The sequence below is a fragment of the Pseudomonas sp. MM213 genome, from assembly GCF_020423045.1.
GTDB classification, from domain to species: domain Bacteria; phylum Pseudomonadota; class Gammaproteobacteria; order Pseudomonadales; family Pseudomonadaceae; genus Aquipseudomonas; species Aquipseudomonas migulae.
Genome location: NZ_CP081943.1, coordinates 4,037,593 through 4,053,249 on the forward strand (window position 1 = coordinate 4,037,593; position 15,657 = coordinate 4,053,249).

General features: G+C 61.1%; 15 protein-coding genes. 7 read left to right on the top strand and 8 right to left on the bottom strand.

The features are described from left to right. Nucleotides 1-73 precede the first annotated feature (73 nt). From K5R88_RS18415 to K5R88_RS18440, 6 genes are all read left to right on the top strand, one after another. On the top strand, nucleotides 74-592 hold the full coding sequence (locus K5R88_RS18415) for an RNA polymerase sigma factor (protein WP_032829214.1): 519 nt from the start codon (nucleotides 74-76) through the stop codon (nucleotides 590-592). Next, complete coding sequence (locus K5R88_RS18420; protein WP_008035007.1) at nucleotides 589-1,560, top strand: FecR domain-containing protein; 972 nt, start codon at nucleotides 589-591, stop codon at nucleotides 1,558-1,560. Before K5R88_RS18415 ends, K5R88_RS18420 begins: the two co-directional genes overlap by 4 nt. A 237-nt stretch (nucleotides 1,561-1,797) precedes the next feature. Next, nucleotides 1,798-4,206: a TonB-dependent siderophore receptor gene (locus tag K5R88_RS18425; protein ID WP_226298163.1), complete on the top strand. Its 2,409-nt coding sequence runs from the start codon at nucleotides 1,798-1,800 to the stop codon at nucleotides 4,204-4,206. A gap of 69 nt (nucleotides 4,207-4,275) precedes the next feature. After that, entirely contained in the window at nucleotides 4,276-5,406 is a 1,131-nt protein-coding gene (locus tag K5R88_RS18430) for a PepSY-associated TM helix domain-containing protein (RefSeq protein ID WP_226298164.1), read from the top strand. After that, nucleotides 5,403-5,582, top strand: a complete 180-nt coding sequence (locus K5R88_RS18435) for a hypothetical protein (RefSeq protein ID WP_223452616.1) — start codon at nucleotides 5,403-5,405, stop codon at nucleotides 5,580-5,582. Before K5R88_RS18430 ends, K5R88_RS18435 begins: the two co-directional genes overlap by 4 nt. A gap of 157 nt (nucleotides 5,583-5,739) precedes the next feature. Then, complete coding sequence (locus K5R88_RS18440; protein ID WP_226298165.1) at nucleotides 5,740-6,369, top strand: glutathione S-transferase; 630 nt, start codon at nucleotides 5,740-5,742, stop codon at nucleotides 6,367-6,369. 211 nt (nucleotides 6,370-6,580) lie between these two features. Here the strand turns inward: K5R88_RS18440 and creD are convergent, their stop codons facing one another. The 4 genes from creD to rloA2 all read right to left on the bottom strand — a co-directional run bounded on the left by creD (nucleotide 6,581) and on the right by rloA2 (nucleotide 10,739). After that, nucleotides 6,581-7,951, bottom strand: a complete 1,371-nt coding sequence (gene creD, locus K5R88_RS18445; protein WP_226298166.1) for a cell envelope integrity protein CreD — start codon at nucleotides 7,949-7,951, stop codon at nucleotides 6,581-6,583. A gap of 111 nt (nucleotides 7,952-8,062) precedes the next feature. Beyond that, nucleotides 8,063-9,481, bottom strand: a complete 1,419-nt coding sequence (gene creC, locus K5R88_RS18450; RefSeq protein WP_226298167.1) for a two-component system sensor histidine kinase CreC — start codon at nucleotides 9,479-9,481, stop codon at nucleotides 8,063-8,065. Beyond that, entirely contained in the window at nucleotides 9,481-10,161 is a 681-nt protein-coding gene (creB, locus tag K5R88_RS18455) for a two-component system response regulator CreB (protein WP_226298168.1), read from the bottom strand. The genes creC and creB overlap by 1 nt, the downstream gene beginning before the upstream one ends. A 74-nt stretch (nucleotides 10,162-10,235) precedes the next feature. Beyond that, on the bottom strand, nucleotides 10,236-10,739 hold the full coding sequence (gene rloA2 / locus K5R88_RS18460; RefSeq protein WP_008045158.1) for a retropepsin-like aspartic peptidase RloA2: 504 nt from the start codon (nucleotides 10,737-10,739) through the stop codon (nucleotides 10,236-10,238). Nucleotides 10,740-11,031: 292 nt separating this feature from the next. Here rloA2 and K5R88_RS18465 point away from each other — a divergent pair, with 292 nt between their 5' ends. After that, on the top strand, nucleotides 11,032-11,919 hold the full coding sequence (locus K5R88_RS18465; RefSeq protein WP_226298169.1) for an acyltransferase: 888 nt from the start codon (nucleotides 11,032-11,034) through the stop codon (nucleotides 11,917-11,919). Nucleotide 11,920: 1 nt separating this feature from the next. Here K5R88_RS18465 and K5R88_RS18470 read toward each other — a convergent pair whose 3' ends face one another. The 4 genes from K5R88_RS18470 to K5R88_RS18485 all read right to left on the bottom strand — a co-directional run bounded on the left by K5R88_RS18470 (nucleotide 11,921) and on the right by K5R88_RS18485 (nucleotide 15,657). Further along, nucleotides 11,921-12,469: a DUF2780 domain-containing protein gene (locus tag K5R88_RS18470; protein WP_192227599.1), complete on the bottom strand. Its 549-nt coding sequence runs from the start codon at nucleotides 12,467-12,469 to the stop codon at nucleotides 11,921-11,923. Between the two features lie 185 nt (nucleotides 12,470-12,654). Further along, nucleotides 12,655-13,854, bottom strand: a complete 1,200-nt coding sequence (gene fdhA, locus K5R88_RS18475) for a formaldehyde dehydrogenase, glutathione-independent (protein ID WP_192227598.1) — start codon at nucleotides 13,852-13,854, stop codon at nucleotides 12,655-12,657. 182 nt (nucleotides 13,855-14,036) lie between these two features. After that, nucleotides 14,037-14,894 (bottom strand): formyltetrahydrofolate deformylase, encoded by an 858-nt coding sequence (gene purU / locus K5R88_RS18480; protein WP_008035031.1) that lies wholly within the window; start codon nucleotides 14,892-14,894, stop codon nucleotides 14,037-14,039. 130 nt (nucleotides 14,895-15,024) lie between these two features. After that, nucleotides 15,025-15,657, bottom strand: coding sequence for a sarcosine oxidase subunit gamma (locus K5R88_RS18485; RefSeq protein ID WP_008035033.1), 633 nt, complete (start codon nucleotides 15,655-15,657; stop codon nucleotides 15,025-15,027).

Genomic DNA, 15,657 nt, shown 5'->3' on the forward strand with positions numbered 1-15,657 from the left:
GCTTACCTCCCCCGCCTCTGCCACAATCGCGAACAATTCTCGTTAGTTAACACTTCCCAATCGGTGATGCTGCGTGTCGTCAGTCCAAAGCCCCCACAGTGAGCTCGTCGGTGCGTTATATCGCGACCACCGCAGTTGGCTATTGGCCTGGCTTCGACGCAATGTCGCCTGCCCGCAACGGGCCGAAGACCTGAGTCAGGACACCTTCGTGCGCTTGCTGGGCCGTGATCAACTGAACGAACCTCGCGAACCGCGGGCGTTTCTGGTGGCGATTGCCAAGGGCCTGCTGTTCGACTATTTCCGCCGCGCTGCGCTGGAACAGGCTTACCTCACCGAACTGATGCTGATCCCTGAAGGCGAGCAACCGTCGGTGGAAGAACAGCAGATGATCCTCGAAGACCTGAAAAACATCGACCGCCTGCTCGGCAAGCTGTCGAGCAAGGCGCGGGCGGCGTTTCTCTACAACCGTCTGGACGGCCTCGGCCACGCAGAAATCGCCCAGCGCCTGGGCGTGTCGGTGCCGCGGGTGCGTCAGTACCTGGCTCAGGGCATTCGTCAGTGCTACATCGCGCTGTACGGTGAGCCGGTGTGAACCCGGTCAGTTCCAAGCCGGTCTCGGCACAGGTGCTGGACGCGGCGATTGCCTGGCAATTGTCGCTGGATTCCGGCACCCCGGTGGAGCGCGAGGAGTTTGCCAAATGGCATGCCGCCCACGAAGAGCACGCCCGCGCCTGGCGCCAGTTGGGCATGCTCGACCAGCGTTTCAGCGTGGCCAGCGGCCCGGCCCGCACCGCGTTGCTGCAATCGCGCGAAAGCATTCGCCGACGGGTGCGCAAACTCGGCAGCGGCGTGGCCAGCATCGTTGCGGTGCTTGGCCTGGCGCTGTTTGCCGGTGATCGTTATCTGCCGGTCGACTATTGGCTGGCGGATCAGCGCACCGCCACCGGCGAGCAACGCACCCTGCGCCTGAGCGACGGCACGCTGATCAACCTCAACACTCACAGCGCCGTGGATGTGCGTTTTGATGAGAAGCAGCGCCGGGTGATTCTTCAGGAAGGGGAAATCCTCGTCGAAACCGGCCATGGCGACGCCCGGCCGTTTATCGTCGAAACCCGCGAAGGCAGCATGCGCGCACTGGGCACGCGGTTCCTGGTCAAGCGCGAGGAAGAAGGCACGCGCCTGAGCGTGTTGCAGTCCGCCGTGGCCGCCCACCCCGAGTCGAGCACTGAAGAACAGATCCTGCACGAAGGCCAGCAAGTGCTGATGCGCAACAATGGCCTGGGGCCGATCATCGCGCTCAACCTCGGTGCCGACGCCTGGACCCGCGGCATGCTGGTGGTGGACAACGCACGGCTGGAAGACCTGGTTCACGAGCTCGGTCGTTATCGGCGTGGGCATCTGGGCGTAGCGCCCGAGATCGCCGACCTGCGCATCACCGGCAGTTTCCCGTTGCACGACACCGACCTGGCGCTGAGCGCACTGTTGCCGACGCTGCCGGTGCAGATCGAACAGCACACACCGTGGTGGGTGACGGTGGCGAAGGCTGATGCCAAGCCCTGAGAAAGTTGTCGTCTGAGCGGACGCCTTCGCGGGCAAGCCTCGCTCCTACAGGGTTTTGTGTCGAACGGTAATTCTGTGTATGACACAAAACCCTGTAGGAGCGAGGCTTGCCCGCGAAGAGGCCATCAGCCTCACCACAATTGCTGAATCGAAATTATTTTCATCCAGCCCTATCACTTTTTGATTCTCGTCCGGCACCTAGGCAATTGAGAAGTATTCCCTTTCAGGAGCCGTTGCATGTCCCGTTCGCTAAACACCTTGTTGCGCCCCAGTTTGCTGGCGGTCGCCATTGCCCTTTGCGCCCCTCTGGCCAGTAGCCAACTGATCGCCGCCGAACAAGCGTCCAGCGTTCGTGCCTACAACCTGCCGGCCGCGCCATTGGCCACAACGTTGAACCAGATCGCCAGCCAGTCGGGCCTGGCGCTGTCGCTGAATCCGTCGCTGGCGGCGGGCAAGACGTCGGCACCGGTCAATGGCCAGTTCGACGCGGTTGGCGCCTTGCAGGCAGCTTTGCGTGGCACCGGTCTGCAACTGGAACAGAGCAGCACTGGCACCTACAGCCTGGTGGCGATGCCTGAGGGCGTGGTGGCCCTGCCGGAAACCAGCGTGATCGGCGTAGAAAACACTGAAAACGCCTGGGGCCCGGTAGACGGTTACGTCGCCACTCGCACCGCTGCCGGCACCAAGACCGATACGCCGATTGTCGAAGCACCACGCTCGATGTCGGTGATCACCCGCGCCCAGATGGAAGATCGCGGCGTACAGAATCTCGATGACGCCGTGCGTTACATGCCAGGCGTGATCGCCAGCAGCTATGGCAGCGACTCCCGCGCCGACTGGCTGCGCGTACGCGGCTTCGAGCCAACCCAGTTCCTCGACGGCCTGCCGTTGCCAAAAGGTTCCTACGCCAACCCAAAGGCTGAAACCTGGAACCTGGAACGCATCACGCTCCTGCGCGGCCCGGCCTCTTCGGTATACGGCCAGACGCCACCGGGCGGCATGCTCGACATGGTCAGCCGCCGTCCCGACGTCATTGCCAGCCACGAAGTGCGAGCCGAAGTCGGCAGCAACAATCGCAAGCAAATCAGCTTCGACAGCACCGGAAAAATCGATGACGAGGGTCAGTTCCTGTACCGCGTCGACGGCGTGGTGCGCGACAGCGGCATGCCGGTCGACCACATTGATGACAAGCGCTACAACCTCGCACCGAGCCTGACCTGGAACATCGATGACAACACACACCTGACCTTCCTCTCGCAGTTCACCCGCGACGACACCGGGGTCAGCGGCCAGTTCCTGCCTCTGCAAGGCACCAAACTGGCTTCTCCGGCCGGGGCGAAAATTTCGCACCATAAAAACCTTGGCGATCCGGACTCCGATCACTACGACCGCACCTATTACGCACTGGGTTATGCCTTCGACCATCGCCTGAACGATGTCTGGCAGTTCAAGCAAAACCTGCGTTACACCAAAAGCGATCTGTCGTTCCAGCAAGCCTATGCGTCGTTCGGTGACGTCGTGGCGGCGGACGGCACCCTGCGCCGTCTGGTCGATCAGGTTGATGAGGACATCAGCCAGTTCGCCGTGGACAACAACTTCCAGGCCGACTTCCAGACCGGTGCGCTGAGCCATGTCGTGCTGTTGGGCCTGGACCACCAGCGGACCAACACCAATTACAAATGGCTGGAAGGCAACGCGCCCGACAGCAATGTGATCAAGCCAATCCGTGGTGCGGACTTCTCCAACGTCGCGTACACCACCTTTTACGACTACAACCAGAAAACCAACCAGACCGGCCTCTACGCCCAGGACCAGATCTCCCTGGACAAATGGCGCCTGACCCTCGGCGGTCGTGAAGACTGGATTCACAGCTCGACGCAGTTCAATAACCAGGGCGATGCCACCAACACCCAGCGCGACAAGGCTTTCAGCGGCAACGCAGGCCTGAGTTACGTGTTCGACTCCGGGATCACGCCGTACATCTCCTACACCGAGTCGTTCCAGCCTTCGATGGGCGCCGATGCCAGTTCTACCCAGTCGTTCAAACCCACCGAAGGCAAGCAGACCGAAGTCGGCGTGAAGTACCAGCCACCGGGCAGCCGCACCTTGCTGACCGCCGCCGCGTTCGACCTGCGCCAGCAGAACGTGTCGGTGTCGCAGAACAACGTCACCAGCCAGATCGGTGAATTGAAAGTGCGCGGTATCGAGCTGGAAGCCGTCTCCGATGTCACCGACAACCTGAAACTGGTGGGCTCCTACACCTACACCGATACCGAGATCCTCAAGGGCGACGACAAGGGCAACCGGATGAAACTGGTCCCGCGCAATCAGGCCTCCCTGTGGTCCGATTACACGTGGCACACCGGTGTGCTCGACGGTTTTGGCGTGGGCGCGGGCGTGCGTTATGTCGGCGATACCTACGGCAACACGGCCAACACCAACAATGGTCACGTGGGTTCGTACACCGTGTACGACGCCGCTGTGCATTACGACCTGAGCCGCATCAACCCGGTACTGGCAGGCGTTTCGGTTGACGTCACCGCGAAGAACCTGTTCAACAAGGACTACCTGTCGACCTGCGATGGCACCTGGTGCTACTACGGCGACGAGCGCAACGTCGTGGCGGCAGTCAACTACAAGTGGTAATCCGCTGAGCGGATTACAGCCACACAAGGGTCACGGTACAGCCGTGGCCCTTTTGCATTTGGATGGGTCATGAAAAGCAAAACCATTCGCCGCTGGTCCTTTGTCCACACCTGGACCAGCCTGATCTGCACGGTCTTCCTGCTGATGCTGGCGCTGACCGGCCTGCCGTTGATCTTCCACCACGAAATCGACCACTTGCTGGGCGATGCCGCCGAGTTGCAGCAGCTGCCGGCCGACACCCCGCAGCTGAATCTGCAGCAGTTGGTGAAGGCCGCCCAAAAACATCGCCCCGGCGAGGTCATGCAGTATTTCGGCTTCGACGAAGACGAACCAAACGCCGCCATCGCGATCATGGCGGCCACTGCCGGCACCAAACCGAATTCGTCGCACACCTTCATGCTCGACGCCCGCACCGGTGAAGCGCTGGAGATGCCATCGGCCAACGGCGGCTTCATGATGGTCATGCTGCGCCTGCACGTGGACATGTTCGCCGGCCTGCCGGGCAAGCTGCTGCTGGCGTTCATGGGGATTCTGTTTGTAGTGGCTATCGTGTCCGGGACGGTGCTGTACCTGCCGTTCATGCGCCGGTTGAAATTCGCCACGGTGCGCCAGGACAAATCCACGCGCCTGCGCTGGCTCGACCTGCATAACCTGATCGGCGTCGTCACCCTGACCTGGGCGCTGGTGGTCGGCGTCACCGGCGTCATCAGTGCCTGCGCCGACCTGCTGATCGCCGCGTGGCGCAATGACAGCCTGAGCGCGATGGTTGCACCGTATCGCGATGCGCCGGCGCTGACGCAACTCGCGCCTGCGACCCGCTTGCTCGACATCGCCAAAGAAGTCGCGCCCGGTATGCAGCCAGACTTCATCGCCTTCCCCGGCACGCGGTTTTCCAGTGAGCACCATTACGCGGTGTTCATGAAGGGCAGCACGCACCTGACCTCGCATCTGCTGACGCCGGTGCTGATCGACGCCAGCACCCTGCAAGTCACCGCCGTGGCCGAACGACCGTGGTACATGGACGCCATGGGCATGTCGCAGCCGTTGCACTTCGGCGATTACGGCGGCATGCCGATGAAAATCCTCTGGGCGACCCTCGATGTGCTGACCATCATCGTGCTCGGCAGCGGGGTTTACCTGTGGGTGGTGCGGCGCAAAGCGGCCAGGCCTGTACTGGAACAAGCGGAGGCCAACGCATGAAGCCGCGGCAGTCGAACTTCTGGAAGGTCTTCTCCACGCCGACGGTCATCGCGCTGCTCAGCGCTGCCGGGTTGTTTGCGGCCTTGCTGGGCGATGGCGTTTGGGATGCGTTGAGCTGGCTGGGCCTGGGCGTTCCTGCCGCGCTGGCCCTGCGCGGTCTCCTGCAACGCCGCTAACAACACCAAACCTGTAGGAGCGAAGCTTGCTCGCGAAGGGATCGCCTCGGTTCTTCAGTCAGATCGAGGCGATCCCTTCGCGAGCAAGCTTCGCTCCTACAAGTTGTGTGATCCACGCGCTATGCTCCCGACACTGCAAACCGACCGAGATGCTGCCATGTCCGCCCCGAGCATGACCCTCTACCACAACCCGTTGTCGCCCTTCGTTCGCAAAGTCATGGTGCTGCTGCACGAGACCGGTCAGCAAGACCGCGTCGCCCTGCAAAACTGTGTGCTGACCCCGGTCGCCCCGGACCTGCCCCTGATCGATGACAACCCGCTGAGCAAAATCCCGGCCCTGCGCCTGGCCGACGGCAACGTCATCCATGACAGCCGGGTGATTCTCGACTACCTCGACCACCAACACGTCGGCAACCCGCTGATTCCTCGCGAAGGCTCGGCACGCTGGCGTCGCCTGACCCTGGCCTCCCTGGCCGACGGGATCATGGACGCTGCGGTGCTGGTGCGTTACGAAGTCGCCCTGCGCGCCCCGGAAAAACACTGGGACGAATGGCTCGATGGCCAACGCGACAAGATCCGCCGCGCCTTGGCGCTGCTGGAAAAAGACGCGATTGCCGAGCTGACCAGCCATTTCGATGTAGCGGCGATCAGTGTGGCGTGTGCGTTGGGCTACGTGGATTTGCGCCATCCGGACCTGGGATGGCGCGAGATGAATCCGAAGCTGGCGGACTGGTATTTTGAGGTGAGCCAGCGGCCTTCGATGGTGGCGACGATGCCGAAGGTTTAGATTTTCGCTGACTGTTCTGCCCTCTTCGCGAGCAAGCTCGCTCCTACATTTTGATCTGTGGTGTGCATATATTTTGTGTTCACTGGAGATCCACTGTGGGAGCGAGCCTGCTCGCGATGGCACCACACCGGATCTACCGGAAACAACCCAAAAATCAGCGTCGCCAACACCTCCCCCTCCCGCTGATCCTCACGCAACCCCAACGACCGGCTCATTCCACCACCCCGATATCGAATTCCAGCGGCTTGGCCGCCTTCTGCCCGATCCCGTACCAATCCAGCTTGCGGGTCAGCACCATAAACACGCCCAGCAACCCGAACAGCAGCAACGACCCCATCAACAGCGCGTAATCCTCGGCGCTCAACAAGCCATAGAGCAGGCCATACAACGCCGCCAATCCTGCCGAAAAACTCAAGCCGTGGCGCACGCTGCGCAGCACGTGGCAGACATAGAAACCGATCAACAACACACAGCCGCTGGCCGACAACAGATACGCCAGGGCAAAACCGATGTGCTCGGACAACGACAGCAACAGCAGATAAAAGAACGCCAGCGCCACGCCCACCAACGCGTATTGCACCGGGTGCACTGCCAGGCTCTTCAGGACTTCGAAGAGGAAGAAACCAGCGAAGGTCAGGACGATGAACAGCAGTGCGTATTTGATCGCCCGGTCGCTTTTCAGGTACTGGTCCACCGGGTCGATGAAGCTCACGCCGAAGCTGCGGCCGCTGAACGCGTCACAGTCGCCGCCGGACACGCAACTGCTCAATGCTTCTTGCAGGTTGGTGGAGAAAAACGAGGTCTGCCAATTCGCGGTAAAGCCCTGATCGGAGACTTCGCGTTGGGTCGGCAGGTAGTTACCGATGAAGCTCGGATGCGGCCAGTTGGCGCCCAGAGAGACTTTACTGGTCTTGCCCACCGGGAGAACCTGCAACTGGCCGGTGCCTTGCAAACGCAGGTCGAAACCGAAGGCCAGCTCCGTGGCCTGACGTGGGTCAAGCGCTGGCAGCGTCACGTGCACACCTTCGCCCAACCAGCCCACCTGACTGCCGGGGATGAAGTCCAGGCGCTGGTCATTGAGTTCCAGTTTCAATGCATTCTCGATGCCGCGAATGTCGCTGATCCCGACAGCGAGAAATGGCTGATCGAACTGGTAGTCGGCGAAATCTTCCTTGATGCCCAGTTGCGCCGGCACCGAGAAGTGTCCGCTGATGCGGTTGTCGGCGTGGAACAGCCGCGCCTCGTAGATGCCCCGGGAACGCAGCTCGGTCTGAACCTGCCCGTCGAGTTCGAAACGCTCCGGCAGGAAGTACAAACGGCCGCGCTCTTCGCCGATGTCCTGGTAACGCTCGTTGGTTTTTTCGTTGAGCTTCCAGGTGCGCACCACTTTGCGATAAGGCACCACCATCAGCGGTCCGCTCAGGCGCTGGCTGTAGCTGGAACTGCGCGCAATGTCTTCGAGCACACCGTCGCGCAGTTCCTGACGCTCCTGAATCACGCCGTTGATCATCAGCAACGGGATCAGCAACAACAGAATCAGCAGGGCAATGGCCCCGAGTTTTATGGTCAGATTTCGGTTCATGGGACTCTCCCTGTTTGGATGGGGAGAGTCTGGGATGGGTGTGTGGGGGTTTTGTGGGGGAAGTATGGAGATAATGTGGAGACTGGGCCGGCGATTGGCCGCGACTCGGTTCTAAGCCAGGCGCAAAGTCACTTCAACCCCGCCCTCGACATTGCCAATGCTCAATGTCCCGCCATGCAGCTTCACCACTTCCTCTACAAAATTGAGCCCCAACCCTGTGCTCTTGCGCCCACTGTCCGGACGCGGCAACGAGTAGAAGCGCTCACTCAATCGCGGCAACGCGTATTCGGGAATCGCTTCGGCCTGATTGAACAGTTTGAACTCAATCTGTTCGCCAATCCGCTCGGCGCTGAATCGCAGCACGCCATTCACCGGCGTGAAATCCAGCGCATTTTCCAGCAGATTACCCAGCGCCTGACGCAACAAAAATGGCTCACCAGTCAGCGCCAGATCCCCTGGAATCGCCTGCTCCACGCGTAACCGCTTGCCTTCGATACGCCCGGCCTGAGCACTCAGCAGCTCATCGACCAAACCCGCCAACGGCACGGCCACCCGCTCTTCCAAGCCTTGGCGCTGCTCAACCTGCGCCAGGTTCAGCAACCGTTCGATCAACTGCTGCATCCGCACGCTTTCGCTGTCGATGTTGCTGACAAAACGCTGCCGTTGCGCCAACGGCATCTCCCCTTGCAGCAACTCCGCCGCACCACGAATCGCCGCCAGCGGGCTTTTCAATTCATGGGTCAACGTGTGCACGTAACGCTCGACGTAGGCCTTGCCTTCGAGCTGCGTGCGCATCTGTTCCACAGCAGTCGCCAGTTGCTCCAGCTCGCCGCCGCGATAGTGTGGGACCTCGACTCGCCGGCCTTCACTCACGGCTTTCGCATAAGCGGTCAAGCGCCGCAATGCCGCGCTCAGCCACCACGACAGCAACGCACCAAACAGCAAGCCGAGGCCGATCAGCCCGGCGCCATACGCGAGCAATCGGCGCTCGGTGCGATCGACGTAAGGCTGCAACGAACTATTGGGTTTGGCCACGGTGACCACGCCGATGATCTGGCCGTTGTCGCGGATCGGCGCGCCAACGTGCATCACCGAAGAGCTGGCATCATTCGGATCACTGCGACTGGAGCGGGCGCCGTATTCACCGCGCAAAGTCAGCAGAACATCGTTCCAGCGCGAGTAATCCTGACCCACCGCCACACCGCTGGAATCCAGCACCACGATGCCCTTGGCGTCGGTGACGTAGATGCGGTGGTTGACCTGATTTTTCGGCAACCCCCAGATGCTCGCCTTCGGTTGCCGCTCGCCATAGGCCTTGAGCAATTCGGGCCAGCGGTTCTGATTGAGCGTGCCGGCCTTGAAATCATCGCGCAGGATTTCGGCCATCAGGTTGGCGGTATCGACCAGGGTTTCTTCGGTGGACTGACGCACACCGGGGCGGATTTCCTCCATCACGGTGCTGAGCACGAAGTAACCGGTCAGGCCGATGAACAGCACATAGACCAGGAATATCCGGATCCCCAAGGGCATCAGCTGTGCCCCGGACTGTAGCTGTAACCGAGGCCGCGATGGGTCTGGATCGGTTCGGCATCAGCCTTCACCAGACGCAATTTGGCGCGCACGCTCTTGATGTGGCTGTCGATGCTGCGCTCATACCCGGCGTCGGCGGCGACGCCCAGCGCATCGAGCAACTGCTCGCGGCTGAACACGCGTTCGGGTTGTTCCAACAGGCATTGCAGCAGACGGAATTCGTGGCGGGTGAGGCTCAGCAACTGGCCGCGATAGCAGATTTGTACTCGCTCGCTGTCGATGCGAAACAACGCAGATCCTGGGTCGGGCACTGCTCGCGGCGCCATGCGCTTGAGGATGGCCCGCACGCGCGCCGCCACTTCCCGTGGGCTGAACGGCTTGACCACATAATCGTCGGCACCGATTTCCAGGCCCACGACACGGTCGATTTCCGCATCACGCGCACTGAGGAAAATCACCGGCACTTCACTGAAACGGCGCAGTTGCTTGCAGGTTTCGAAGCCGCTGATATCCGGCAAGCCGATGTCGAGAATGATCAGATCGGCCGGCGTCTGCCGCTGATGCTCCAGCGCGACGGCGCCAAGGCTCAGCCACGTCGTGGTGAACCCTTCGCCCTGCAAGGCGAAAATCAGGGTGTCGGCAATCGCCGCTTCGTCTTCGACAATCAGGATATGAGGCATGGCGTCCGAGCCCGGCAGTTGAGTGGGCGAACGGTGCCCCATGCCTCACGTCACGTCAATGAGACCACTTGAAATCAGCAGTCGGGCTTGTCCGCCGTAAAACGCCGCGCCGGGTTCACGGCCGCGCCGAATTCACGCAGGGCTTTGGCGCCGATCAGCAGCGGGTAGTTGAAGCTGCTGCGGTCGGTGAGGTTGACCTCGACCGTGCGCTTGACGTTGCCCAGGCACAGTTCCAGATCGACCACCGGGCGCTTGGTGGGCGCCGCGACATCTTCATCCTCGTCCTCTTCGGAGCGGGTCTTGATCTTGCTGATCCGCGCGACCTTGTGTTCGTAGACCTTGTTGCTCGCGTCTTTGGTGGCGAGACGGAAGCGCACCCATTCTTCGCCGTCGCGGGTGAAGGTTTCGATGTCCTTGGCCGACAGCGAGGCGGTCAGGGCGCCAGTGTCCATTTTGGCCTTGAGCACTTCACCGCCGATTTCCGGCAGCGCAATGTATTCGTAGCGCCCGTACAGGGTCGGCTCGGCGGCCAGGACCGGCAGGGCCACGAGGGAAAGCAATGCGAGGAGGGATTTCACGTAAGGGGCATCCTGGGAAAGTGGGCAGCGGAATTTTAGACCGTCGGTGAGCAATTCGTTCGTTCTTGGGATCGCTTCGCGGGCAAGCCTCGCTCCTACAGGTTTTGCGTGGTGCCGCACATCGCGGGAACACACCCAATCCTGTAGGAGCGAGGCTTGCCCGCGAAGAGGCCGGAATGATCACCAAAGACCCAGCATACTCACGCAACCGTGAAACATTCGTTCCCCCCGATTTGGCCTGTCGCCCGAAGCTGCTTATCATGGCGCGCCCAAACGCTTTCAAGAGTTACTTATGCGCCGCCTGCTCACCGGCTGTTTCGTTACCCTGCTGTTGTTGCTCAACACCTTGGTCCTGTTCGGGCCGCTGATGGTGTTTGCCCTGCTCAAACTGGTCCTGCCCGGCCGCTTGCGTGATTACGCATCAGCGGCAGTGATGTGGATCGCCGAGACCTGGGCCGAGATCGACAAGCTGATCTTCCGTCTGTGCATCCCCACGCAATGGGACGTGCGGGGCGGCGATGACCTGCGGGTCGACACGTCGTACCTGGTGATCAGCAACCACCAATCCTGGGTGGACATTCCGGCACTGATCCAGACGCTCAACCGGCGAACGCCGTTCTTCAAGTTCTTCCTCAAGAAAGAACTGATCTGGGTGCCGTTCCTGGGCCTGGCGTGGTGGGCGCTGGATTACCCGTTCATGAAGCGTTACACCAAGGCGTTTCTGGAAAAGAACCCGACGCTTGCCGGCAAGGACCTGGAGATCACCAAAGCGGCGTGCGAACTGTACAAGCGCCAGCCGGTGACGGTGGTCAATTACCTGGAAGGCACCCGGTTCACGGCGGCGAAAAGCACTCAGCAGCAGTCACCGTTCACCCATTTGCTCAAGCCCAAGGCCGGCGGCGTGGCGTTTGTGCTGGCGGCAATGGGTGAACAGCTGGACGCCATTCTCGATGTGACGGTGGTGTATCCGCAGCAGAAGATTCCGGGGTTTGGGGATTTGATCAGCGGCAACGTGCCGAGGGTCATCATTGACATCAAGACCCGCGAACTCGACCCCGCGCTGTGGCAGGGCGATTACGAGAACGATCCGGTGTTTCGCGAAACGGTCCAGAACTGGGTCAACCAGCTCTGGATCGAGAAGGACCGGCGCATCGACGCCTTGCGCGCCGAGCGCCGCTGAATCAGGTGCCGGCGCCCCAGATCCCGCCCAGGTTCTGCAGCAGCGAACCGGCGACGCCCTGCTGACCGAGGTATTGCAGAATCAGCGGGGCAAACTGACCGATCATGCCGCTTTCCATGCCCAATGCGCTGAACGCATTGTTAAGGTCATTGGTGTCCTTGACGTTGCCCAAGACATTGTCCAGTCCGGCCACCTTGCCGGACGAACCGAGCAAACCGGCGATGGCACCCAGTTCACCGCCGCCGGACAGCATGTCGATGCCCGGTACGCTTTGGGCCAGTTCCGAATAGTCGGTTGAACTCAATTGATTCTTCGCCAGGCCGAGCATCGCTCCGGTACCGCCAAGCAATTGTTGTGGCGTCAGGTTCAACTCGCTGAGCGCACCCAGCAGATCGGCTGTTTCAGCAGTCGGCGCTGCCGCTGTGGTGGCGTTATCGTCCTTCATGCCGGAAATGGCACTGGCTGCATCGCTCAAGCTGAACTGCGCGAAGACCGGACTGGCCGCCAGAGTCATGAGCGATGCCAGTACAAAACCACGTGAAAACTTCATCCAGACATCCTCTTGCGCCATGAAAACCGCCCGGCAATGGGCGGGAAAACCTGCCGGTTTGACTCGGCTTCTGCCGGCATGTTCCTCAGCGCTACGCCCATTTTGAGCCCGTTCGTCACTGGACAGATGAATGGCTCAAACAAAAACGGCGACCCGAGGGTCGCCGTTTTGCATTGCGTGAAGCCTTATGCCGCGCTGAACAGTTTGTGTGGATCGATCACAAACTTCTTCGGCACGCCTGCATCGAACTCACCGTAGCCCTGAGGCGCTTGATCCAGGCTGATCACCTGAACGCCCACCACTTCGGCGATGTTGATGCGGTCCCACATGATCGCTTGCATGAGCGCGCGGTTGTACTTCATCACCGGGGTCTGGCCGGTGTGGAAGCTGTGGGACTTGGCCCAGCCCAGACCGAAGCGAATGCTCAGGCTGCCCATTTTCGCGGCCGCGTCCACGGCACCCGGATCTTCGGTGACGTACAGGCCTGGGATACCGATTTTGCCGGCAACCCGAACCACGCCCATCAACGAGTTGAGCACAGTGGCCGGAGCCTCGTGCTTCACGCCGTCATGGCCGTGACCGCGCGCTTCGAAGCCCACGGCGTCGATGGCGCAATCCACTTCTGGCTCGCCCAGCAATGCGGCGATTTGTTCGTGCAGTGGGGTGTCCAGGGACAGGTCGGCAATTTCAAAGCCCTGCGCCTTGGCGTGCGCCAGGCGAACGGTGTTGACGTCACCGACGATGACCACTGCCGCACCCAGCAGGCGAGCGGAAGCGGCAGCCGCCAGACCAACCGGACCGGCACCGGCGATGTACACCGTGCTGCCTGGGCCAACGCCAGCAGTCACTGCGCCGTGGTAACCGGTCGGCAGGATGTCGGAGAGGCAGGTCAGGTCGCGGATTTTTTCCATCGCGCGATCGCGATCAGGCAGTTTCAGCAGGTTGAAGTCGGCGTACGGCACCATTGCGTACTCAGCCTGGCCGCCAGTCCAGTCGCCCATGTCGACGTAACCGTAAGCACCGCCCGGACGCGCCGGGTTAACGCTCAGGCAGACGCCGGTGTGCATTTCCTTGCAGGAACGGCAGCGCCCGCAAGCCACGTTGAACGGAACGGACACCAGGTCGCCGATTTGCAGGTTCTCGACGTCGCTGCCCTTCTCGATCACTTCACCGGTGATTTCGTGACCCAGTACCAGACCGGTTTGTGCAGTGGTACGACCGCGCACCATGTGCTGGTCGGAACCACAGATGTTGGTGGAAACCACGCGCAGGATAACGGCGTGGTTGATCTTCCTGCCACGCGGGTCCTGCATTTTCGGATAGTCGATTTTCTGTACTTCGACCTTGCCAGCGCCGAGATACACCACACCACGATTGCCAGACATGCTTTCACCTCGCTGTTGTTTTTATGTAATAGCCGCGTCGCCCAGGATCGGCGGCGCGTTGATTGCTCGGGTTATTGCCTGTGTGTCTTGTGTTGTTTGTTATGGCCTCATCGCCGGCAAGCCTCGCTCCTACAGGTGATCGAGTTGCCCTTGTAGGAGCGAGGCTTGCCCGCGAAGGCGATCTAAAGAACGACGGTGCGATTGGCGTTGAGGAACACCCGTCGCTCAATGTGATAACCAACCGCCCGCGCCAACGTCAGCCCCTCGATATCGCGCCCTTTGGCGATCAAATCTTCCGGGTAATGACTGTGGTCCACCACCTCCACGCCCTGGGCGATGATCGGGCCTTCGTCCAGGTCGTTGTTGATGTAATGCGCCGTGGCGCCGACCAGTTTCACGCCCTTGTTATAGGCCTGGTGATACGGCTTGGCGCCTTTGAAACCGGGCAGCAGGGAGTGGTGAATATTGATCGCCTTGCCATCGAGTTTGCGGCACAGCTCCGGCGACAACACCTGCATGTAGCGCGCAAGGATCACCAGCTCGGCACCGGATTCTTCGATCACCTGCAACACCTGGCGCTCTTGCGACGGTTTGTCGTTCGGGTCGAGCGGGAAGTGGTAATACGGAATCTGGTGCCAGTCGGCCAACGGCTTGAGGTCCGGGTGGTTGGAAACCACGGCGGCGACGTCCATCGACAACTGGCCGATGCGTTGGCGGTAGAGCAAATCGTTGAGGCAGTGATCGGCCTTGGAGACCATGATCACCACTTTCGGGCGGTGATGCGGCGGGGTCAGCTCGAAGATCATGCCGAACGCCTGGCCACGCTCTTCCAGCCCTGCGCGGAAGGCTTGTTCGTCGAAGCCGTCAGGCTGACGGAATTCCACGCGAATGAAGAAACGACCCGAGAGCCGGTCATCGAACGAATGGTGCTCGGTGACGTAGCAGCCCTGCTCGAACAGAAAGCGGGTCACCGCGTCCACGGTGCCGAGGACGCTTGGGCAGTCGGCGGTCAGAATCCATGTGTCTGGGGCGCGGCTCATAGTGCGGTGACTCCTGTTGTTATGGGCAACCGCTGCGCGGTTGATCGCCAGCAAGCCGGCTCCTACATTTGGAATGCATCTCCCTGTAGGAGAGAGCGGGCGGCGTTCCGACTTGCCCGCGAAGGCAATCTCAGGCCTGAACGCTAAGCCCGTACTCGGCCGCCGCATCCTGCAACCACAACCACCAGTAATCCGAGAAGCTGCGACGGATCAGCAGTTCCCAGGTGTCTTCGGCGGTGTGGCGGATCACCAGTTGCGACTTGGCAAACACGGTGCCGACAGCCTTGCCGACCGGGAAGCTGTTGGGGTGTACGTCGTAGCTGGTGGACTTCATCAGCACCTGGCGCACGTTCGGACCGCTCAGTTCGAGGATCTGCTGGCCACCGCTGACGTTGACGATCTGGATGTGCAGGTCACCCAGCGCTTCACGGAGCTTTTTCTCGGCGGCAAATTCTTCGCCGGTCGGCACGATCAGCAAATACTCATCCGGCCCCATCCATTGCAGGCTGGTTTCGCCCTTGACGATCACGGTCAGCGCGCTCGGCAATTCGATGCCCAGGGCCTTGTGCACGCCAGCGGCGAACGCGGCATCGTGGCCATCGCCACGGATGGTCAGGTGGCCGAGGAGTTTTTTCTCACGCACGATCACGCCGGCGTTTTTGCGACCCTTGCCGACCAGGCTGGCGAGGTCGGCATGATGCAGCGACGACTCGGCCTTGGCCCCGGTGGTTGGGCGTTGTTGGTAAACATTGGCTGCGGTCAT